Source organism: Marinobacter sp. CA1, assembly GCF_020546665.1.
In the GTDB taxonomy this organism is placed as follows: domain Bacteria; phylum Pseudomonadota; class Gammaproteobacteria; order Pseudomonadales; family Oleiphilaceae; genus Marinobacter; species Marinobacter xestospongiae.
Genome location: NZ_CP071785.1, coordinates 2,574,523 through 2,595,702, shown reverse-complemented (window position 1 = coordinate 2,595,702; position 21,180 = coordinate 2,574,523). Strand labels below are relative to the sequence as shown.

At 59.2% G+C, this 21,180-nt stretch carries 17 protein-coding genes and 2 tRNA genes; 18 read left to right on the top strand and 1 reads right to left on the bottom strand.

The genetic code is table 11. The features are described from left to right. Nucleotides 1-143 precede the first annotated feature (143 nt). The 7 genes from J2887_RS11835 to J2887_RS11805 all read left to right on the top strand — a co-directional run bounded on the left by J2887_RS11835 (nt 144) and on the right by J2887_RS11805 (nt 5,601). Nucleotides 144-1,754, top strand: a complete 1,611-nt coding sequence (locus J2887_RS11835; protein WP_227171334.1) for a methyl-accepting chemotaxis protein — start codon at nt 144-146, stop codon at nt 1,752-1,754. Between the two features lie 38 nt (nt 1,755-1,792). Continuing rightward, nucleotides 1,793-2,029, top strand: coding sequence for a hypothetical protein (locus J2887_RS11830; protein ID WP_227171333.1), 237 nt, complete (start codon nt 1,793-1,795; stop codon nt 2,027-2,029). 129 nt (nt 2,030-2,158) lie between these two features. Further along, a complete protein-coding gene (gene uvrY / locus J2887_RS11825) occupies nt 2,159-2,818 on the top strand; it encodes a UvrY/SirA/GacA family response regulator transcription factor (protein WP_227171332.1) in 660 nt (219 codons plus the stop codon). Beyond that, on the top strand, nt 2,802-4,658 hold the full coding sequence (uvrC, locus tag J2887_RS11820; RefSeq protein WP_227171331.1) for an excinuclease ABC subunit UvrC: 1,857 nt from the start codon (nt 2,802-2,804) through the stop codon (nt 4,656-4,658). Before uvrY ends, uvrC begins: the two co-directional genes overlap by 17 nt. A 6-nt stretch (nt 4,659-4,664) precedes the next feature. After that, nucleotides 4,665-5,246, top strand: coding sequence for a CDP-diacylglycerol--glycerol-3-phosphate 3-phosphatidyltransferase (gene pgsA / locus J2887_RS11815; RefSeq protein ID WP_227171330.1), 582 nt, complete (start codon nt 4,665-4,667; stop codon nt 5,244-5,246). Nucleotides 5,247-5,363: 117 nt separating this feature from the next. Next, nucleotides 5,364-5,439, top strand: a tRNA-Gly gene (locus J2887_RS11810). A gap of 88 nt (nt 5,440-5,527) precedes the next feature. Continuing rightward, nucleotides 5,528-5,601: transfer RNA gene (locus J2887_RS11805), tRNA-Cys, on the top strand. Nucleotides 5,602-5,807: 206 nt separating this feature from the next. Here the strand turns inward: J2887_RS11805 and J2887_RS11800 are convergent. Further along, the gene (locus tag J2887_RS11800) at nt 5,808-7,211 is read right to left on the bottom strand and encodes a diguanylate cyclase (protein WP_227171329.1); all 1,404 of its coding nucleotides are present in this window, start codon (nt 7,209-7,211) and stop codon (nt 5,808-5,810) included. 353 nt (nt 7,212-7,564) lie between these two features. Between J2887_RS11800 and J2887_RS11795 the strand changes: the two genes are divergently transcribed. From J2887_RS11795 to J2887_RS11745, 11 genes are all read left to right on the top strand, one after another. Beyond that, nucleotides 7,565-7,933, top strand: coding sequence for a VOC family protein (locus J2887_RS11795; RefSeq protein ID WP_227171328.1), 369 nt, complete (start codon nt 7,565-7,567; stop codon nt 7,931-7,933). 585 nt (nt 7,934-8,518) lie between these two features. Continuing rightward, nucleotides 8,519-9,307 carry an alpha/beta fold hydrolase gene (locus tag J2887_RS11790; RefSeq protein ID WP_227171327.1) on the top strand — a complete coding sequence of 263 codons (789 nt, stop codon included), beginning with the start codon at nt 8,519-8,521 and terminating at the stop codon, nt 9,305-9,307. A gap of 332 nt (nt 9,308-9,639) precedes the next feature. Next, nucleotides 9,640-10,761 carry a metallophosphoesterase family protein gene (locus J2887_RS11785; RefSeq protein ID WP_227171326.1) on the top strand — a complete coding sequence of 374 codons (1,122 nt, stop codon included), beginning with the start codon at nt 9,640-9,642 and terminating at the stop codon, nt 10,759-10,761. Beyond that, nucleotides 10,758-13,406, top strand: coding sequence for an AAA family ATPase (locus J2887_RS11780; protein ID WP_227171325.1), 2,649 nt, complete (start codon nt 10,758-10,760; stop codon nt 13,404-13,406). Before J2887_RS11785 ends, J2887_RS11780 begins: the two co-directional genes overlap by 4 nt. Nucleotides 13,407-13,508: 102 nt before the next feature. After that, nucleotides 13,509-13,862 (top strand): hypothetical protein, encoded by a 354-nt coding sequence (locus J2887_RS11775; RefSeq protein WP_227171324.1) that lies wholly within the window; start codon nt 13,509-13,511, stop codon nt 13,860-13,862. A gap of 418 nt (nt 13,863-14,280) precedes the next feature. Further along, the gene (locus tag J2887_RS11770; RefSeq protein ID WP_227171323.1) at nt 14,281-16,071 is read left to right on the top strand and encodes a sensor histidine kinase; all 1,791 of its coding nucleotides are present in this window, start codon (nt 14,281-14,283) and stop codon (nt 16,069-16,071) included. A gap of 10 nt (nt 16,072-16,081) precedes the next feature. After that, entirely contained in the window at nt 16,082-16,864 is a 783-nt protein-coding gene (locus J2887_RS11765) for a substrate-binding periplasmic protein (RefSeq protein WP_227171322.1), read from the top strand. Between the two features lie 83 nt (nt 16,865-16,947). Further along, nucleotides 16,948-18,006, top strand: coding sequence for a helix-turn-helix transcriptional regulator (locus J2887_RS11760; protein ID WP_227171321.1), 1,059 nt, complete (start codon nt 16,948-16,950; stop codon nt 18,004-18,006). A gap of 177 nt (nt 18,007-18,183) precedes the next feature. Then, complete coding sequence (fepB, locus tag J2887_RS11755; protein WP_267461601.1) at nt 18,184-19,110, top strand: Fe2+-enterobactin ABC transporter substrate-binding protein; 927 nt, start codon at nt 18,184-18,186, stop codon at nt 19,108-19,110. Beyond that, nucleotides 19,107-20,132 carry a FecCD family ABC transporter permease gene (locus tag J2887_RS11750; protein WP_227171319.1) on the top strand — a complete coding sequence of 342 codons (1,026 nt, stop codon included), beginning with the start codon at nt 19,107-19,109 and terminating at the stop codon, nt 20,130-20,132. The genes fepB and J2887_RS11750 overlap by 4 nt, the downstream gene beginning before the upstream one ends. Further along, a complete protein-coding gene (locus J2887_RS11745) occupies nt 20,129-21,172 on the top strand; it encodes a FecCD family ABC transporter permease (RefSeq protein ID WP_227171318.1) in 1,044 nt (347 codons plus the stop codon). The genes J2887_RS11750 and J2887_RS11745 overlap by 4 nt, the downstream gene beginning before the upstream one ends. Nucleotides 21,173-21,180: the final 8 nt, after the last annotated feature.

Here is a 21,180-nt window from a genome sequence, read left to right as displayed (position 1 = left end):
AAAACCGAATGATATTAGATTATTCCAGTTGAGCTGCCAAGGGCGGCGGTCACGTTGTCAGAAACCGGGCGCTGGTTCTGCAATTATACCGTCATAAAAAAGTCATACCCTGCGTTTACATGTCGTCTTCCTGGGGTTATCCCATGCTCAGAACCGTCCGCAGCCGCATCCTGTTCTTTTCCAGTCTATCGATCCTGGCGCTGGCCGCTTTGGCGGCGCTGGCATGGACAATCATGACGACCGCGGAGCAGGCCACCCATAAGCTGGTGCAGGAGAGCCTGACGGATTCCTGGGCGCTCAGTGATCTGGAAGCAGAACACCGCCACCTGCAGGACCTGGCCTACCGGATCAAAGCCCAGTTGCTGCTGTGGGATGAGATTGACACCGAGTTTGAGCGTATCCAGGCCGAGGTTCCCCGGCATTGGCAGCGGGTGCAGCGCTCGGCTTCGCTGGCGGAATGGGCTGACGAACACCGAGACGCTTACCAGAAAGTGGAGGCGTTGCTGGCAGCGTTGCAGGAGGGGATTGAGGAGCGCAGCTACTACCAAGCCGGCAAGGTGGTGGACTTCCAGCTGTTCCCGTCGCTTGACCCAATGCTTAAAGCCATTGCCGAGCGGCGAGCGGCCAGTCGCGCCGATGTTGAGCAGGAATCTTCGGACCTGCTGGCGTTCCTGGTGCAACAACAGCGCATTCTGGTGGTGGGTTCCGTGGCCTTTCTGATTGCCATAGTGGCGATGACATTGTGGTTGCGGGCGCTGGTGATCGTCCGGCTGCAGCGGATGGAAAGGGACTTGCGGGCCATGGAGGCCAGTTCCGACCTTACCTGCCTGCCGGTGGTTTCAGGCCGCGACGAGGTGGCGGGCGTTGGATCAGCCCTGTCCGGGCTGGTCGGCCGGTTTGAACAGTTTATTCACGATATCCGCCACACCGCCCTCAGCGTCAGTGACCGATCCGAGACCCTGGAGGCACAGGCTGAAGAGGTTCAGGCCTCGACCGGCCGCACCCGTCAGCAAATCAGCGATGTGAACCAGTCGATGGCTGCCATTGCCGATCAGGCTTCGGCCATCGAACAGGCCACCCAGGCTTCCGACGCCACCGTCAGAACCGCGGTGGAGAGCAACCGGGAAGTGCAGGACGGGTTGCGCCAGAGTGAGGAGGCCGCCGAACATGCGATGACGGTGATTGACCGGGTCGCTACTTCCATCTCAGTGTTGAACGACTCCTCCGGCAAGATCGAGCAGGTGATTGGTGTTATTGCCGACATTGCCGAGCAAACCAACCTGCTGGCCCTGAATGCGGCCATTGAGGCTGCGCGGGCAGGAGAGAGCGGGCGCGGTTTTGCTGTGGTGGCCGACGAAGTGCGCAACCTGTCCCGCCGTACCGGTCAGTCAACCGGTGAGATCCGCCAGTGGGTGAACGATCTGCTAAACGGTGTTCGCGAGGTGGAGTCGCTGCTGGCGGACATGCGTGATGCCGGCAGTCGCAACAGCGAGCGCCTGGATGTCCTGAAGCTGCAGCTTGGTGGGCTGAGGGCGCAGTTTGAGGAGCTGGCCAGACACAGTGAAGAGATCAACGGTGCAATCGCGTTGCAGCGTGAAGAGATCGATCGGGTGGGGCGTCGCGCCCGGGCTCTGGATGAAAGCGCCGGACTGTTGACGGACAGTGTGGCCAATACCCGACAGGTGAGTGACGGCCTCCGGGAAGCGTCCCGTTCGATGACATCATTGGCATCGAGTTTTACCACCGCTGGGTAGTATACTGGCGAACTTCACGCTCAACGCCAGGAGGTGTCATGTCAGCCCCGGACCCGCGCCAGGAACCTTTTATTGTCGACACCGACCTGCTGACCGCAGATCAGCTCGAAGGCCTGGTGGCGGAATACTGCACCCGATACCACGGCCTGAACGAGCAGGAGTCCCCCATGGGAGAGCAGAGCCGCGTGATGGCCGCGGTGAAACGTGGTGAACTGGTGGTCTGGTTCGACCCGGTCGAGAACACCGCAGGTCTCGGCCAGCCCCATCCTGCCTGACCTCGTCAGGGCTGCCTGAATCCCGGAATTGCGAGACGTTACTATCGCTCTCGTTTCTCAGGCGTTACAATCCCGTTATCTTCTGGCCCGAACTTTCCGGCGTAAAAACAGCCTTGCGAGAGGTGAGATTTGATCAGGGTACTGGTTGTCGACGACCACGAATTGGTGCGCTCCGGCATCACCCGGATGCTGGTGGACGACGCCGACATCGAAGTGATTGGCGAGGTGGCCTCCGGCGAGGACGCCATTGATGCCGTGCGACAGAATCGCCCGGACATCGTGCTGATGGACATTCGCATGCCCGGCATCGGGGGACTTGAGGCCACCCGTCGCATTCTCCGCATTGATGACTCCATCCGGGTCATTGTGGTGACCGCCTGTGCGGACGATCCCTATCCCACCCGGGTGATGCAGGCGGGTGCCACCGCTTACATTACCAAGGGGGCGGATATCCGCGAGATGGTTCGGGCGATCCGCATGGCCCACTCCGGCCAGCGTTACATCAGTCCCGAGATTGCCCAGAAAATGGCGCTCAAGAACCTGGGCGGCGATGTGGGCGAAGAGCCCGGAGAAAGCCTGTTCGATCGCCTGTCTGAGCGGGAGCTGCAGATTGCCATGATGGTGGTGGACTGCCAGAAAGTGCAGGACATCTCAGACAAGCTGTGCCTCAGCCCCAAAACCGTGAACACCTACCGCTATCGGATCTTTGAGAAGCTGGAAATCTCCAGCGACGTGGAACTGGCCCTGATGGCGGTCCGGCTCGGATTGCTCGATGCCGACAAGGTCTGACGCCGCTTCTCCCCAGGGCTTCGACAGCAAGGCCTTTCTCAAACAACTGACTGAACGTCCCGGCGTCTACCGCATGTATGACCGGGAGGATCAGGTGTTGTACGTGGGCAAGGCCCGCAACCTGCGCAAGCGGGTTTCCAGCTACTTCCGCAAGACCGGTCTGGCGCCGAAAACCGAAGCGCTGGTGGCCCGGATTGAGCGTATCGAGGTCACCATCACTGGCAGCGAGACGGAAGCGCTGCTGCTGGAACAGAACCTCATCAAGTCCCTCAAGCCGCCGTACAACATTCTGCTGAGGGACGATAAGTCCTACCCCTACATCTACCTGTCGTCCCATCAGGACTACCCGTCACTGACGTTTCGGCGCGGGCGCAGCAAAAAGGGCGGAGGCACCTGGTTCGGACCGTTCCCCAGCTCTGGTGCGGTGCGTGAAAGCCTGAACATCCTGCAGAAGATCTTCAAGATCCGATCCTGCAGTGAAAGCTACTTCCGCAACCGAACCCGGCCCTGCCTGCAGTATCAGATCAACCGTTGCACCGCCCCCTGTGTGGAGTTTGTATCGCCAGAGGCGTACCTGGAAGACATTCGCCATGCCACCATGTTCCTGGAAGGCAAGAACCCGGCGATCATCCAGGATCTGATGACCGCCATGGAGCAGGCCTCCCAGGCGCTCCAGTTTGAGCAGGCAGCGGCCTATCGGGACCAGATCAACCATCTGCGCCACGTACAGGAACAGCAGTCGGTGGAGGCCGAGGGGGGCGATGCCGATGTGATCGCTCTGGCACAGGACGCCGGCATCACCTGTGTGGTGGTCATCATCGTGCGCGGGGGCAGGGTGCTTGGCACCAAGGATTACTTCCCCCGTTTCTCCCTCGAGCAGTCAGAAGGCGAGTTGCTCAGTGCCTTTCTGGGCCAGTTTTACTTCGGTGGCGACGTCAAACGGGACATACCCCGGGACGTGCTGGTGGATGCGGACGTGGATGGCCGGGAGCTGCTGGCCCAGGCTCTTAGCGAAGCCGCCGGGCGCGAAGTGCGCATCCGCGGCAACGTGCGTGGCGAGCGTCGGCGATGGCTGGAACTGGCTACCACCAATGCCCGCCAGACCCTGCTGAGCCACCTCGCCAGCAAGGAAACAGTCTACCGTCGCCTGCTGGCGTTGCGGGAGTTGCTGGAGCTGACCGAGACCCCCGCACGGATGGAATGCTTCGACATCAGCCACAGCCATGGCGAAAATACGGTCGCATCTTGCGTGGTTTTTGATGAGAATGGTCCGCTGAAATCCGATTACCGGCTGTACAACATCGAAGACATCACCGCCGGTGACGATTACGCCGCCATGCGCCAGGTACTGACCCGGCGCTACCGGCGGGTGGCTGCGGGCGAGGGCAAGCGGCCGGACCTGGTGTTTATCGATGGTGGTAAAGGCCAGCTCAATATTGCTCGGGAAGTCTTTGATGAACTTGAGATTTCCGACATTCCGCTGATCGGTGTGGCGAAAGGCGTGACCCGGCGAGCGGGAATGGAGCAGTTGATCGACGCCATGACAGGCGATGTATTCAGGGTGCCCGCCGACTCACCGGCATTGCACCTGATCCAGCACATACGGGACGAGTCGCACCGCTTTGCCATTACCGGGCACCGGGCTCGTCGCGACAAGAAACGACGGCAGTCCACCCTGGAAGGGATCGACGGAGTGGGCGCCAAGCGCCGCCGGGAGCTGATACGGTATTTCGGTGGTATCCAGGAAATTCGCAAGGCCAGCGTTGACGAGATTGCCAAGGTGAAAGGCATCAGCAAAACGCTGGCGGAGAGCATCTACGCGGCCTTGCACGATGAGTAGGACTTCATGAATCTGCCCAACATACTGACGATGTCACGAATTGTCATGATCCCGGTCTTCGTGGCGGTGTTCTATCTACCGGTCGACTGGCGCTTCAGCGTCAGCGCCGCGATCTTTGCGCTGGCAGGCGCCACCGACTGGCTGGACGGCTACCTGGCGCGCCGCCTCAACCAGGCCACCCCGTTCGGCGCCTTCCTCGATCCGGTGGCCGATAAACTGATGGTGGCGGTGGCCCTGACGGTATTGGTGGAAGAACACCACAGCGCCATTCTCACCCTGCCTGCGGTTATCATCATTGGCAGGGAGATCGTGATCTCGGCCCTGCGGGAATGGATGGCGGAGATGGGCTCCCGCGCCAGTGTGGCGGTGTCCTACATCGGCAAGATCAAGACCACTGCCCAGATGGTGGCGATCATCATGTTGCTGGCGTTCCCGCCTGGTATCAGCTGGGCGTTGGTCGGCACGGTGCTGCTCTACATCGCCGCGGCGCTGACCCTGTGGTCCATGGTGCTGTACCTGCGTGCCGCCTGGCCGGACCTGTTTCCCGCCAAGGCGAAGCAGGGCGCAAATCCCCAGTCAACGGACTGACTATAAAGTAATCAATCAGTTACAGTGAAAAAAATGAAAAAAAGGGGTTGACTCTCCGCCGGAATCCATTAATATATGCGCCACTTCAACGGCAACAGCCAAACGAAGTGACTTAAAGCGGGAATAGCTCAGTTGGTAGAGCACAACCTTGCCAAGGTTGGGGTCGCGAGTTCGAATCTCGTTTCCCGCTCCAATTTTTCCTCCGGTCCAACCGGTTGAAAATCCAAGTCTCTCACAGCCCACCTGAGAGCATAAAGTCCAGATTCCTACCGGACTTTCCCGGCGCGGTGGCAGAGTGGTTATGCAGCGGACTGCAACTCCGTGTACGCCGGTTCGATTCCGACCCGCGCCTCCATTTCTTTCCCCTTATTTACAGTCAGTTACCAGTTTCGAGCCAGAGCCGGCGTTTCGGCAGCGACATCATGGCGACAACGATTCATGAATTTTCCGGATCGCGGAGCGATTTCAGAGTCGATTTTGATCGTTCTGGCGGGCGAACCAATCGGTAATGTTTGCGCATTGCTTCGGTCTCATGAGTCGCTGAGGGAAGTCGGCGAATGTTCAAAGATGAGTAACGATCCGGTCTCGACCTCCATGCTTGGCTTCATACATCGCCTCGTCAGCTCGTTGGATAAGAGTGTCGATAGAATCCCCTTGCCGGATTTCAGTAAGCCCGATGCTCATTGTCAGTGTAATGTGTTCATTGTTCGCTGAGAAATTTGCATCCTTCAGCTTGCTGATGATGCGCTCCAGCAGCTTTCTCGCATCTGAGGCGGACGTTTCCGGAAAAGCCGCGATGAATTCCTCACCGCCCCACCGACAGTAGAGATCGACACAGCGGGAAGCGTCCTTTACCGTACGGGCAAATAGCTTCAGGGCATCATCACCGGCCGCATGGCCATAGGTGTCATTGAGCCGTTTGAAGTGATCGAAATCGAACAAGGCCACTGACAAAGGCTTTGCGTAGCGAGCCGCCCGCTCAACCTCCTCGTTCATAACGCCTTCCATATGTCTCCGGTTGTAGAGGCCCGTCAATGGGTCGGTCTGAGAGAGGGTCTCCAGCTCCTGCCGAGCCTGCTCCAGAGCTTTAAGATCGTAAAGTCGTGCCAACTCATGGCCGATCCATTCTGCGAACAGCTTCACCAGTTCGTAGTCCTGCTGGATAAAAGGCCTGGTTGGACTGGGGCTCGAGAAATTCAGCGTGCCATAGCGCTTCTCGTCAACGAAGATTGGCGCCCCCAGGTAGGCCTCCAGTCCGAAATTGAGATAGCAGGGATGCTTCTGAATGGAGCTGTGCGCTACATGGTGGAACCCCTGGGTGTTATTGGCCGCATAAACATGGCTGCAGTAGGTGCCTTCCAACTCAAACGTCATGCCCGGAGTGAGCGCGTTTTCCGGATGAATGGCCTGCATCACGGTGTAGGTGTTGCCTTCAATCTTACTGAAGATGCCAATCGGCAGGCCGAAGTGCCGACTGCCCAGCTTCAGCATCGCATCAACCCGCTGCTCAAAGTCCAGTGCACGGGAAGACGTGATGGAGTGCAGCTCGTTAAGGGTTTGCTCGGTGGCCACCCTGGTAGAGACATCCTTTACAATCCCGATGAAAAACAGAACCTGACCGGACTTGTCCCTGACCGCCCCGCCCAGTGTTTCGCCATCAAACACCGTGCCGTCCTTGCGCTTATAGGAAGTGACATAGGCTTCACCGGCCGCTTGTGCAGCGTGGTTAAAGCGCTTCTTCCCCTGGTCCGCATAGTCGTCGGCATTTGCGTACAGCATCAGGGTCTTGTTGCCCTCCATTTCCTGTTCGTTGTATCCGAACAACAGTCTTGCGGCATCATTGGTGGTCACCATTTCCCGATCGCTGTTGGCGATAATCACAGCATCATCCATGTGCGAGAAAATGTAGGGCAAGAGCTGATCAACGCTTGATGGCAGCGCCTCGATGCTGTTGTTCTGGTCCATCACTGGCTCCAATGAATCCGATTTTTTAAGAGGTTAGCACACAAAAGGTGCACAGAAAGTCGGACCAAAGGCGACACACGGTACTCTTGAGCACCAGCGCCATGCCTCTTTTATGGTCAAACTCTGTCCCACGCCCTTGCCACAGAGCCTCGAGCCATATAGCTTTTTACCGAACACAACGTCATGGCGTGCCGGTGACTGGCTCTGGAGTCGCCAGCCGCCCATAGGGAATGACTTTTACCTTTCCGAAACCCCGACAATCGTGTCTATCAGGAAACTCTTTCCCAGCCGAGTAAAAAAGACAGAGCCTCACTCAGAAACCATTGTGCAATTAATCAAAATAAGGAAATACGATGCAAGCTAACAATATTAATAGCGTGATCTCAGTAATCCCTGTAAAGAACTTCGAGGAATCGCTCAATTGGTATAAAAAGCTGTTTGGTCGTGATCCGGATGTTGTACCTATGGAAGGTATCGCGGAATGGCAAGTTGTAGAATCAGCATGGATTCAGGTTTCAATAGACCCTGAAAATGCGGGCAGCACAACCGTAGTTCTTGGTGTAAACGATGTAGAGGCACAGTGTAAAACGTGTTCAGAGGCCAACGTGCCAGTAGGAGACGTTGTAGAGTATCCAGGGGTTATCAAAATGGCGGAAGCTGTTGACCCGGACGGAAACAAAATATCTTTTGTTCAAGACATTTCAGATAGCTCCAGTGATTAAAGCTTCTTAAGCGTTATATCTGCGAATGAAAGATACAAGGCCAGGTAGCATCGAACGCGATGTACGCTGGACGCCGACAGCTCGGATCGCAGCGGCTAGTTGCTCGAGCAGAGGGTAGGGCGCCAGGCTGGCGCGTGAGTCTGCCTGGTTTCCTCGACATGATGAGGGCCTTCAGAGACCGCCCTCTATCACCAAGCAGGGGATGAGCGGAACCGTGCTGGTTAGCAGACCGGTAACCGGCCCCAAAATGCATGATCTCACCATCCTTCACGCCCCCACAATTGCCAAAGACTGTTGCACGCCCTTGCCACACAGCGCTGAGCGAGATAGTTTTTACCTAACACAACGTCATGAAGCGCCGGTGGTTGGTTCTGGAGTCGCCAGCAGCCCATTGCCGACCATGGCGGTACCTGGTCTTCCGGAGTGATGGCCGGTCTGTCAGCCGGATGACACCTCTAAAGGATGTGATGAGCTGCACGCTGAACCTGGATCGACTTCGCCCACCCGATGTTCTGGCCGACCCGGCCATCGGGTATCTAAGACCCCGAAGCCGCTTTTTCCCGTTAGTATGCCTAAGGAATAATCATGCTTGATCATCAAAGCGGCGCATTCCTTGATCTAGACGATGCGCGCATCTATTACGAAATGGCAGGATCACCGCACGGCCATCCGGTCATTCTCCTGCACGGAGGCCTTGGCAGCCTCGAAGATTTTCATCCCATCACCGGCCTGATTCCAGATTCGTTTCAAGTCGTCGCGATAGACATGCGTGGACACGGTCGTTCCACACTCGGCACGAAACCCCTCACGTACCAGCAGCATCAGGCTGATATCCAGTCACTCATCAGGCACCTAAACCTGAAAGAGTATTCGCTTCTGGGTTTCAGCGATGGCGGCATCGTCGCCTACCGGCTTGCAGCCGCCAACAATGTAGTCTGTGCGCTCGTCACCATAGGTGCTCAGTGGCGACTTTCCACGCAAGACCCGTCATTCGAAATTCTTGACGGGGTGACTGCAGCCGCGTGGACAGCGATGTTCCCTGATGCGCCACAAAAATATGGTGCGCTTAACCCGCAGGGGAGTTTCAATGGACTGGTCAAGTCCTGCGTCAATCTCTGGACCGACCTCGGCACGACGGGCTACCCCCAAGATTCGATCTCTAGTATTGATTGCCCTACGCTCATTCTCCGAGGGGATGGCGACTTTCTTCTTTCGCTGGAGGAAGCAGCAGAGGCCCAAGCCATGATTTCTGGCTCTTCATTCGGCAACATTCCATTTGCCGGACATGCTGCGATAGAGGAAGCTCCCGAAATTACTGGAGAAATTGTCCGCCGGTTCCTTCTCAATCCAAGGAAGGTGCAGGCTGAGGCTTAGCGATTCATTCAACCCGATGCCGGCGAACAGGGGGAGTCCTGGTCATTCGCTAAGTGATTCAAGGAAGGGGTATGTGGGTCATCACTAGTCTTGGCTCATTTGGTATCAGCCTCCCAATGATTGGTATTGGAGTCTATTGGTTTAAGCGTGGCTACGGTCACTTAATAAGTAACTGTGCTATCAACCGAACCACACCCCCAACGAATTGAAGAATACAGATTCCTCCCCAAGCTCAAGGGCTGCCACCACTACACCTGCTGCATCGCGTCTGTAAAGTAGTCACAGGTAGGCTAGAATGACGCAAAAATTCCGAGATCTATCAGGAAGATAAGATGCTAAAGTTTTTGCACACGGCGGACTGGCAGATGGGCCGGGCGTTTACCCGCTTCGAAACGGAAGATGGCGCTGCGTTGGTTGAGGCCCGGTTTGAGGCCATCGAGACGCTTGCACGGCTGGCCACAGAAAATCAGTGTGATGCGGTATTGGTGGCGGGTGACGTCTTCGACGCCCAAACGGTCGCTGACCGGACCATTCGCAGGGTGTTCAATGCCACGCAGGGTTTTGCTGGCCCCTGGGTCATGCTTCCCGGTAACCACGATGCCGCCCTGGCAGAGAGCGTGTGGACGCGAGCTCAGCGCCTGGGGGCAGTGCCTGAGAACGTGCATCTCGCGCTTCATCCCGGTGTGATTGATCTGGAACCCCAGCGCCTCAGTATCCTCTGTGCCCCGCTGACACAACGCCACACCTACAGCGATCTGACCGAGCCATTCAGCGGCTACCAGACACCTGAAGGCTTTCTTCGAGTCGGCCTGGCCCATGGCAGTGTCCAGGGCCTGTTGCCGGACGAGATTGATTCCGCCAACCCCATCGCACCGAACCGTGCCGAAGCCAGCAGGCTGGACTACCTCGCCCTGGGTGACTGGCACGGCACCAAACAGATCGATGAGCGTACCTGGTACAGCGGAACCCCGGAGCCGGAACGGTTCCGCAATAACGAAGCGGGGAATGCCCTGATTGTTGACGTATCCGAGCCGGGTGCAACTCCCACGGTAACGCCTGTTCCAACAGGGCGGTATCAATGGCACCAGTTGCGGGAAACCCTGGCCGTCCACTCTGATCTTGAGCAACTGCTGGATTGTCTGAGTTCCTTGCCGGAATCCGCCGTTGTTGATCTGCGCCTTGAAGGCTCGGTGACCCTGGCCGGCGAAGAAGCCCTGTTGAAGGCGTTGTCGGTTGCCGAAGCACGATTCCGCAGTCTTCGCTGCGAGCGGAGCGGGCTTCAGCTTGCCCCCACCGAGGAAGACATTGCGGCCCTGAAAGCGGATGGCTACGTGGGCGAGGTGGTTGAGAGCCTGCGAGAGCGCCAAGAAGTAGCACAGGACGATGTCGCCCGGGATGCCTTGGCCATTCTGGCGGGTCTGCTCAGGGAGCGGGAACAGGAGGCGGCGCAATGAAGTTGCAGCGAATGCGCATTGAACAGCTGCGCCAGTTCCGCAAACCCTTTGTGCTGGACAACCTGCAACCCGGTCTCAACCTGATTCACGGCCCCAATGAATCCGGCAAGAGCACGCTGGTGCGAGCCATCCGTGCCGCGTTCTTCGAGCGTTATCGCTCAACGGCGGTTGACGATCTGCGCCCGTGGGGTGACTCCGCCGCAGCACCCACCATTGAGCTGGATTTCGAGCACGACAACCGCGCTTGGCGTCTCACCAAAAGCTTTCTCCAGCGCAAGCGGTGCGACCTGGTTGTCGGCACCGAGACCTACAGTGAAGACGACGCCGAAGAGAAGCTGGCTGAACTGCTGGGCTACCAGTACCCGAAACGTGGTGCCAGCAAGGCCGAACACTGGGGCATACCGGGATTGCTGTGGGTGGAGCAGGGCACCGGGCAGGACATTGAAGCGGCCATAGAGCATGCCGGCGATCACCTCAAGTCCGCCTTGAACTCCATGGTCGGAGAGGTGGCCAGCTCCGGGGGAGACGACCTCATCGAGACGGTTCGCAGCCAGCGGGACACCTTGCTGACAGGCACCGGCAAGCCCCGGGGTGACTATCAGAAGCTGGAGAAAGACCGCGCCCACTATGTACTCGAGATTGAACAGTTGCAGGAGCGGGTGCACAAATACCAGGAGCAGGTCGACCGGCTTGGAAAACTGACCCATGACTATGATCAGGCAGAGCTCGAGCGCCCCTGGGACGACGCCCAACGCCAACTGGAGCAAGCACGGGCGCGTTATCAGCAGGTTGAGCGCCTGCAACAGCAACAGGAGCAGGAGAAAGCCACACTCGCCCAACAGCAGCAAACCCACCGCCTGTTGCAGCAGAACAAAGAACACCTGGAAGGGCTCAGTCGCCAGCTTGAAGGCCGAAAGGCGGAACTGGATCGCGCCGAGCGCGACCTCACTGTGGCGGAAGCTCAAATGCCGGCAATCACCGGCCGTTTGACCGAAGCAAAAACCGCCTATGAGCAGGCGGAAAAGCGGCGCAAACTGGCGGGCTTGCTGCAAACCCGGGCGCGTCTGGAGCAGGATGTGCGGCGGCTCGAACAGCAAAGACAGATGCTGGGCCAGAACCTGGCCAAAGCGAGGGAATACCACCAGCAGTTGGAGCAAGCCAGACAACAGGCCCGGGAAAACCGTACTGACTCAGAACTGGTCAGAAAGCTGAGAGCAACGGGAAACCAGCTGAACGATGAAACCATTCGCTCACGGACCATCGCCACCCGGTTGAGCTGGCAACTGGATGCTGACGCATCCCTGACCCTGAACAACGAAGCGCTCACCGGGCAGGGCGAGCAGCAGCTTTTGGAAGAATCTACACTGGTGATTCCAGGCGTGGGCACCCTCGGCATTACACCGGGTGGTGAAGAGCTGGCCAGCACCCGCAGGACACTCAAAACCCTTGAGGAAGACCTGGCAGAGCAACTGAAGGCCCTTGGTGCGGACTCCGTGGAGCAGGCAGAAGAACGTCTTTCTGCTTTTGAGAGCGCGGGAAGAGCCCAGAAGCATGCCGAAGATCTGTTGAAATCCGTGGCGCCGGCCGGTTTTGAGCAACTGGTCTCCGAACAGAACGAAGCAGAAAGCGAACTGGAGAAGACCAGACGCCAACTGGAAGCCACGCCCAAACCGAATCCGGACGAGGGTGTGCCGGTTCTGGAAGAAGCGGAGGCAGCGTTCGCGCGGGCGTCTGCGGCACTGGATAAGGCCGAATCCGACGCTCGCGAGCATCAGTCCGGGCTGTCTGCCCTGAAGCAGGCCCGGGACAACGCGCAAACCGAATGGCAGCGGCTGGCGGATGAAGAGAAGAGCCCGGAACGGCAGCAACAGCTGCGCCAGATCAGCGCTGATCTGGCGACCATCGAAAAACAGCAGGCCGAACTCGGAGCCAGCCTGGAACGCCGTGAACGGGAAATCCGCGAGGCCCGCCCAGAGTTTCTAAAACAGGACATCGAACGCTACCAAAACGCGGTCAACCAGCTGCGCCAGACCCAGGAGCAGCGGGGGCGTGAGCTTCGAGATATCAAAGTCAGGCTGGAAGCCTGGGGCGCAGAAGGACTGGAAGAACAGCTCAATGAGAAAGAAGCGGAGTACGACCAGTGCAATCGCCGCTACCAGGAACTGCACCGCCGCGCCCAGGCGCTGGATCTGCTGTTGAATCTGCTCACCGAAAAGCGCCAGGCCCTCACACGCCGCCTACAGGCACCGCTACAAAAACACCTGAACCACTACCTTTCAGTGCTGTTTCCAGAAGCGTCGCTGGAAGTGGATGAGCAACTTCGGCCGGGCACCTTGAGCCGGGGCGCCGAACTGGGGCAGATTACCGAACTGAGTTTCGGGGCACGGGAGCAGATGGGCCTCATCAGCCGCCTGGCCTACGCCGATCTGCTGCGGGAAGCAGGAAGGCCGACGCTGGTGATACTCGACGACACCCTGGTGCACAGTGACAGCGATCGCCTCGAAGACATGAAACGCATCCTGTTTGATGCGGCCAGCCGGCATCAGATACTGTTACTGACCTGCCATCCGGAGAAGTGGCAGGACCTTGGCGTGCCGCCTTTGGATATTCAGGTATCGAAGGAGCAGGGTGCAATTCACCCATAGTTAGGCGCCGGAATCGGCCAGATGCTGGCCTGAAAATATTTGAAACAATGCCATGAGAAATGGCGTTGCTAAGCATTTCCCGCAGTCTTGCTAGGTGAAACTATGAGAACACCAGAAAAGCTTTTACATAAAGGAAAAGTTGTCGCTAGATTGACTAAGTTCAGCTACGAATTTCCGTGGGCATATGCCGCAGTCAAGTTTGAGAATGCTGAGTTGGGCATCAAACTGGAGAATCTTGCTGCTTTTAAAAATTTCGATATCGAACTTGAAGAGCAAGAACTGCCTGAGAGCGAAGAGGAGGCTTTATGGGAGAAAAAGCGTTCGGAACTTGGCCTGTCTATGGAAGACCTGAAACTGAGTAGAGATGGTCTATGGACTGTGACTTGCGACGATGGAACTGAAGATGAAGTTCGGGCTATTACCTGTGTGGATGGGTGGTTGCAGTGGCGTGCTTAAAGGCTGAAAAATAGAGTTTATTTAATCATTGAGCGTGCGGGCTTATTTATAGGGAAGGATGTTCTGGACTTCACGACAGATGAAAAAGTATTTCGCTTCTCTGCCGCTTCGCGGCTTCTTGTCGGAGCAGGCGTAATCGTCTGCGTTGTCGCCACATAGGCCTATCTGTTTCATTTCCCGATAAAAAAGCCCGATGCTCAAGTGGTTACAGCAGCTTCCAAAGCCCGGATAGCAACTATTGGGTGGTTGTCGACTCGATACCGGTACTGTCAATGATGATGCCGGGCAGCGCGGGTGATTTGCCGGGCTACGTTCAGCTGCTACTCCCGGCACATCCCTGCTGACCTGCTACAGTTAGAGTGACATCAACCCCAAGGATGAGCCTGCTCTGGAATGCAGCGCCCGAAGGGAATACGGCATGAGTGTGACCAAACGGGTAGTTCTGATCAGTGTGGTGGCGCAGTTGCTGTTGTTTTCGCTGTTTGCTGCCATCGCGATTCATTTTTTCTACAAGGAAGAGCGGTCGAGGCTGGATCAGCGGGCGGATTACCTGATTGATACCGCCGCCTCCATCTCCTCGGAACCGGTTTGGAATTTCAACAACGCAGTGCTTGAGCGCGTCACGGATGCCTTCTGTCAGGAGCCGGCGCTGGCTGGTTGCCTGGTGGTGCAGGACAGGGCGAGCGTAAACGATGCCCCGCCCAGTATTGTTGGGTACCTGGAGCACCTGGGGCCGGTGTCCCAGCGGATAGAACTGGATGAGCTGGTACCGCCGGACTCGGATTACTACGATTTTCTCACCCGCCACACGCCGGTGATGAGAAACGGCGCAGAGATCGCCCACGTCTACCTGTACTTCCAGGGCGATCAGCTGATGCAGGACATCGTCAGCCGTACGCTGGAACTGGTGATCATTTTCCTAGCGATGCTGTTGTCCAGCCTGTTGGTGACCTGGCTGGTTTTGGCCCGTTTCTTTGGCCGACCGTTCCAGCGGCTGCATGCGGTGGTGAGCGAAGCCAGTGACCGCCTGCGGGGCTTCCAGAAGCGTATTGAGAAAAGCGGCAGTGCAGACGCCAACGCCCTGCCGGACCGGAAGAACCTGTTCAAGGCGGCGGACATTCAGCCAGGCCAGAAAGACGAGTTTGGCTACTTTGCCCGCACTTTTGGCACGTTATTGACCAACTACTCCGGGCTGGCGGCCATGCTCTCCGCCAAGACCGAGGCATTGTCCCACCTGAACGATGAGCTGGAAGAGCGGGTCAGGCAGCGTACCCGGGAGCTTGAGGAATCCACCGAGGCGCTGCAGAAATCCCTGACGTCGCTGCGCACCGCCCAATCCACCCTGGTGCAGCAGGAGAAGCTGGCCTCCATCGGCCAGCTGGCAGCGGGTATCGCCCACGAGATCAACAATCCCATCGGTTTCATCGCCAGTAACCTCAACCGGCTGAGTGAGTATCTGGCCAGTTACGAGGAGATCATTGTGTCGGTCGCAGAGGATCTCGGCAGGCTGCCTGAGCCACAGCGGGCCGCGTTGATCGAACGTTTTGAGGCGGTCAAGAAGGATGCGGATTTCGAGTTTATCCGCGAAGACTTTCCCGAGCTGATCAGCGACTGCCTGGAGGGCAGTGAGCGGGTGCGGGACATTGTTCAGAATCTGAAGGACTTCTCCCACATTGAGGCGAGCGGAGAACACGGCGAGCTGGGGCTGCACCAGGTGCTCAAAAACACCATCAAGCTGGTGTGGAATGAGCTGAAGTACGATTGCGAGCTGTCGTTTGACGAGTCCCCGGTGGCCGCGATTCAGGGCAACTACGGTGAGCTGTGCCAGGTGGCCTCCAATCTGCTGGTGAACTCCGCCCACGCCATCAAGGCCAAGGGCGTGCATGGCCAGATCACGGTGACGTTACTGGAGACACCAACCCAGTCAGGTTTCTCCATTGAGGACAACGGCAGCGGTATGGACGAGGTCACCAAGCAGAAAGTCTTCGACCCGTTCTACACCACCAAGCCCGTGGGCGAGGGCACAGGCCTTGGCATGAATATCGTGTACGACATTGTGGTCAACAAGCACGGCGGAACCATCGAGATGGAAAGCCAGGTCGGGGAGGGCACCCGATTTACGCTCTGGTTCCCCCGGGAGCCGGATGCGCCCTCCGATGCCGGGGAGACCAGCTCCGGATCACAAAACACACAGCCACAAAAGATATGAGGTGTATCGAGTGACATTCATTCCCACTATGCGCCTGTTGCAATGTCTGGCAGCGGCGGCCCTGATGTTGATGTCAACGATCACGGTTGCGGACTGTGAGCTCAAGGTGGGCTGGGAGCCCTGGAAGCCTTACAGCTACCTGGATGAGGAGGGGGCGCTTACTGGCCTGGATGTGGTACTGGTCCGGGCGATGGCTGCGGAGGCGGGCTGTGCGGTGAGTTTTGAGCGGATGCCGTGGGGGCGTCTGCTGGAGGCCCTGCGGTCAGGGCAGAGCCTTCAGGTGGTCACCGGGGCATCCCGCATACCGGAACGGGAGGATTACGCCTGGTTCTCGGAGCCTTATCGGGATGAGACCATGCAACTGTTCATGCGTCGGGAGGACCTGGCGCGCTACGATTTTACCCGCTTCGAGGATATGGTCGGCAGCGGCTTCCGGCTGGGTACGGCGCGGAATTTCTTCTACGGCGACGCCTTTCTGGAGGTCATGAAGAATCCACAATTCCGTGGCTTGATGGAGGAAGTGAACACCGATCTGCAGAACATTCTTAAGCTGGAGGCTGGCCGTATTGACGGCTTTCTCGCCGATCAGTTCGTCGCGGCCCGGTTGATTCGGGAGCATGGGCCAACCGGCTGGATTCAGGCCCACCCCATGGCGGTGAACAGCGACCATATTCATTTGATGTTCAGCAAGAACGCTGTTCAGAAAGACACGGTGCAGAAGTTCAACGAGGCGCTGGAGTCGCTCAAGAGATCAGGAGAATACGATCAGATTCTCTCAAGCTACCTGAATTAAGGTCTAGCTTCCCGACACGACCCTTGCCAGGGCCATGAACAATGAGGAAAATCAAATGATACTCATTATTGTTCAGGTGTGGCATGAGTGCATTGTCCGATATCAAGACGTCGTCGCTGCAGAACGACAGTGTGGTGGTCCGTCGTCTCCAGCAGTTTGGCGACCAGTTATCCAGGGCCTCTGCCGAAACCACCCTGGAGGCAACCTCCCTCGCTGATCACCCACGCAATGGTCACACCCGGCTCTGCCTGAACCCGCCGTTGGGCGAGGGGTACCTGGAATCCATGCGGCTGCCGAGCGGGCTGGTGATCAGCCGCAAGGATTGCGCGCTGTCGCGGCCGATGACCAGTCGATACCAGCAGGTGTCCCGTACCCTAGGCTTCAGCCTGATTCTCGACGGCGCCTTTGACGTTCGTATCCCTCAGCTCAGCGTGTGCGATCGGGTGCAGTCCGGCTCGGTGTGGGTGAGCAGTGGACGACTGGCCTCGGTGACCACCCGCCACGTGCCGGGCAAACGGATGACTGGCATTGGCCTGGATCTGTCGCCACAGATGGTGGAAGCCTGGCAGGATGAGGCTCCGGAGCCGTTGCGGCGGGCATTGCGGGATGCCTTGGCGGACCGGGGCGGCATCTGCGCCCCCTATACGCCCATGACGCCCACCATTCAGCGGCTGGCGCTGAAGATGCTGCGCTGCCCCACCACCAGTCTCTGTATGCGCCTGGAGTACGAATCCATGGCGCTCAGTCTGCTGGCATCCCTGCTGAGCATGGGGGACGGTGGGCTCAACCTGAGTGTGACGGAACGTCGCCAGGCCAGGCAGAAACGGCTGATTTCCGAGGCGTTAGACATTCTTCACGCCGAATGGCGTAGGCCTCCCACCATTGCCCAGCTGGCCGCGCGAGTGGGTATGAATGAGTGCTACCTCAAGGTGGGCTTCAAGGACGTCGTGGGCTCCACCATCGGCCAGTACGTGCGTGGATTGCGCATGGAGCAGGCCAGGCAGTTACTGGCCAAGCAGGGCTATACCGTTCAGCAGGCCGCGCTGGAAGTGGGTTTCTCCAACCCCAGTCACTTCTCGGCGGCGTTCCGCTCGTACTTCGGCCATCGGCCTTCGGAAGCGGCGATCACTGCTGGTCATTGATTTTGTAACTGCCAGGGATTGGCAGGCTCTCGTCCGGTTTTCCCGTTTGCGGTGGTGTTTTTCCCGCTTCGGGTGGCCGGATTCCAGCAGTTGCGACACAGTCTGGCCCCGGTTTTCCAGTCACTCTTCACGGGCCACGGCATGCAGTCATTCTTCCGTTCGAACAGGCTTCTAGCAGTGTGTCTTGCACTGGCACTCGCCGCCTGTGGTCAATCCGGCGGCAGCCCTGACGTTGCCAGCGAGCCGGTGTGGCGTGAGTTTGTAAACGCCGATGGTTCGGTAACCCCCATTCCCGCCAAACCCGAGCGCATTCTGTCTACTTCGGTGACGGTGACCGGTGTGCTGCTGGCGATTGATGCTCCGTTGGCCGCCAGCGCCGCTGCTGCGGATGGCAGCTTCTTCAGACAGTGGCAGCCCATTGCCCACGAGCGCGGCGTCACCAAGCTGTGGCCGGCGGGTGAGGTGGATCTGGAGGCTGCGATGACCCTGGCGCCGGACCTGATCGTGATGTCTTCCACCGGCGGCGATTCGGCCCGGCATGCCCTGGCGGAGCTTCAGGCCATTGCCCCGACCATCGTGGTGGATTACAGCACCCAGAGCTGGCAGTCCCTGGCAGCCCGCCTGGGGGAGGCGACCGGCCTGGAGAATCGCGCCCGGCAGCGGATCGACAACTTCAATCGCTATCTGGCTGAGGCCCGCGACCGCCTGGAACCGCCACCGGGAAAGGTGAACATTGTCAGTTATCACGGCCCCGGCATCAGCAACCCGATTGCCACCAACGCCGGGGTTCACGGCAAGCTGCTGAAAGCCCTCGGGTTCACCCTCGAAGAGCCGGACCCGGCCTGGCACAGTCCGGGCTGGGGCGAGCGCAAGGATTTTGTGCGGGCCCAGTACGAACACCTCACACTGCTGAAGGCGCCGACTACCTTTCTGACCCGGAAGACCGATGACCAGGTCAGCGACTTCCTCAATGATCCGGTGCTGGCCAATCTGCCCTCGGTACAGACCGGACAGGTCTACGGCCTGGGGGCCAACTCCTTCCGTATCGACTGCTACAGCAGCCTGGAAATCATCGACGGCATGCTGGCGCGGTTTGGCCGGTGATTCTGTCGAACCTGCGCCGACGCCAACAGCAACAGCGTCGGCGTGGCCTGGTGGCGGGTGTGTTGTTGCTGCTGGGACTGATGGCCCTGAGCGTCGGTATCGGCGCGCGCTGGGTGCCGGTGTCGGTCACCCTGGACGCCCTGAGTGCGTTTGATCCCGGTATCAGCGACCACCTGCTGGTTCGCCAGTTGCGGCTGCCCAGAACCCTGGTCGCGGTGCTGGTGGGCTGTGCCCTTGGGGTAGCCGGGGTGGTGCTACAGGCGATCACCCGCAATCCGCTGGCCGATCCGGGGCTGCTGGGAATCAATGCCGGGGCGGCCGTGGCGATTGTTGCCGGTGTCGCCTACTGGGGGGTGACCGACGTACTCGGTCATCTTGGCCTGGGGTTTGTTGGCGCGGCGGTGGCCAGCGTGGCGGTATACCTGCTTGGCGGCCTCAAGCAGGGCATCAATCCGGTGCGGGTACTGCTGGCCGGTGCGGCGGTCACGGTGATGCTGATGGCCATGGCGCAGATCATCATCATCAACAGCAACGAACTGGTGTTCGACCAGTTCCGCCATTGGGCGGTGGGGTCGCTGCAGGGCCGGGGCAGCCAGTTGATCATCCCGGTTCTGGTGCTGGTATGCCTTGGTCTGGCGCTGGCGTTCTACCTATCCCGGGCGCTGGATGTGCTGGCGCTGGGCGGCGACTTCGGTCAGTCGCTGGGGCTCAGGCCCGGGCTGGTGTGGTTGCTGGCGGCCGCCGCCATCGTGCTGTTGGCGGGTGCGGCGACGGCCGCCGCGGGGCCCATCAGTTTTGTCGGGCTGGCGGCACCGCATCTGGCCCGGATGACCGTGGGGCCGGATCACCGCTGGCTGCTGCCGTACACCACCCTGTTGGCCGCTATCCTGACCCTGGCGGCGGATGTGCTGGGGCGCCTGGTGGCGCACCCGGGCGAAGTGGGGGTGGGGATCATGGTGGCGTTGATTGGTGGCCCCTTCTTTGTGGCCCTGGCCCGTCGCCGGAGGCTGGCGCAATTATGATTCGTCACCGCTCTGCCAATCGGGTGTGGAGGCCGCTGGGCGGTGCCATTCTGGTCTGTCCGCGTTCGTTGCTGGTCACCCTTGTTCTGTTACTCATCTCGGCCGGCCTGGTGCTGGTGTCGCTGTCGATCGGGCGAGTGGACGTTGGCCCCTGGCAACTGCTTCAGATTCTGTCTGGTGCCGGAGATGGCGACCTGACGGAGCGCGTGGTGGTGGGCATCCGGTTGCCGAGAGGATTGACGGCGGTGTTTGTGGGGGCTGCGCTGGGGGTGTCCGGAGCGGTGTTCCAGTCGGTGTCGCGTAACGCCCTGGGGTCGCCGGACATCATCGGCTTTACCACCGGTGCGGCGACCGGCGCCATCGCCCAGATCGTGTTTTTTGGCCAGCAGGCCGCCGGCGTCATGCTGGCCGCGGTGGCCGGCGGATTGCTGACGTCGGTGCTGGTGTACTTTCTGGCGGTGCAGGGGCGTGTGGTGGGCAGCTATCGGCTGGTGCTGGTGGGTATTGGCATTGGCTCGATTCTCAGCGCGGTCAACGGCCTGCTGTTAGTGAAAGGCAGTCTGGACAACGCGGTGACCGCCAACCTGTGGCTGGCCGGCTCGCTGAGCGCCCGCAACTGGGGGCACCTGTTGCCCGTGCTGGCGGGGTGCCTGGTCCTGATTCCGGTGACCCTGCTGTTTGCCCGGCAACTCCACCTGATGGAGATGGGGGACGATCTGGCCGCCCAACTGGGCATCCGAGTGGAGCGCATCCGCCTGCTGATGGTGATCTTTGCCGTTCTGTTGGCGGCCCTGGCCACCGGGGCCGCCGGGCCGATTGCCTTTATTGCCCTGGCGGCACCGCAATTGGTTAGGCGCCTGCTGCCTGCCGGTAGTCTGCCGGTGATGGCCGCCGCCGCGATGGGAGCCTGCCTGCTGGTGTTCGCCGATGTCCTGACCCAGATGCTGCCGGTGGAGGCCGCGCTGCCCATTGGCCGCATGACCGGTGTGGTCGGCGGCCTCTACCTGTTGTGGCTGCTCAGCCGCACCCGATCGATCTAGTTGAGGAT

Excerpts from the sequence above, each read along its gene's own strand:
- uvrC (WP_227171331.1), top strand. The coding sequence starts at position 2,802 with ATGCCGACAAGGTCTGACGCCGCTTCTCCCCAGGGCTTCGACAGCAAG.
- J2887_RS11830 (WP_227171333.1), top strand. The coding sequence starts at position 1,793 with ATGTCAGCCCCGGACCCGCGCCAGGAACCTTTTATTGTCGACACCGAC.
- J2887_RS11785 (WP_227171326.1), top strand. The coding sequence starts at position 9,640 with ATGCTAAAGTTTTTGCACACGGCGGACTGGCAGATGGGCCGGGCGTTT.
- J2887_RS11780 (WP_227171325.1), top strand. The coding sequence starts at position 10,758 with ATGAAGTTGCAGCGAATGCGCATTGAACAGCTGCGCCAGTTCCGCAAA.
- J2887_RS11760 (WP_227171321.1), top strand. The coding sequence starts at position 16,948 with ATGAGTGCATTGTCCGATATCAAGACGTCGTCGCTGCAGAACGACAGT.
- J2887_RS11800 (WP_227171329.1), bottom strand. The coding sequence starts at position 7,211 with ATGGACCAGAACAACAGCATCGAGGCGCTGCCATCAAGCGTTGATCAG.
- J2887_RS11770 (WP_227171323.1), top strand. The coding sequence starts at position 14,281 with ATGAGTGTGACCAAACGGGTAGTTCTGATCAGTGTGGTGGCGCAGTTG.
- J2887_RS11795 (WP_227171328.1), top strand. The coding sequence starts at position 7,565 with ATGCAAGCTAACAATATTAATAGCGTGATCTCAGTAATCCCTGTAAAG.
- J2887_RS11790 (WP_227171327.1), top strand. The coding sequence starts at position 8,519 with ATGCTTGATCATCAAAGCGGCGCATTCCTTGATCTAGACGATGCGCGC.
- J2887_RS11745 (WP_227171318.1), top strand. The coding sequence starts at position 20,129 with ATGATTCGTCACCGCTCTGCCAATCGGGTGTGGAGGCCGCTGGGCGGT.
- J2887_RS11835 (WP_227171334.1), top strand. The coding sequence starts at position 144 with ATGCTCAGAACCGTCCGCAGCCGCATCCTGTTCTTTTCCAGTCTATCG.
- J2887_RS11775 (WP_227171324.1), top strand. The coding sequence starts at position 13,509 with ATGAGAACACCAGAAAAGCTTTTACATAAAGGAAAAGTTGTCGCTAGA.
- pgsA (WP_227171330.1), top strand. The coding sequence starts at position 4,665 with ATGAATCTGCCCAACATACTGACGATGTCACGAATTGTCATGATCCCG.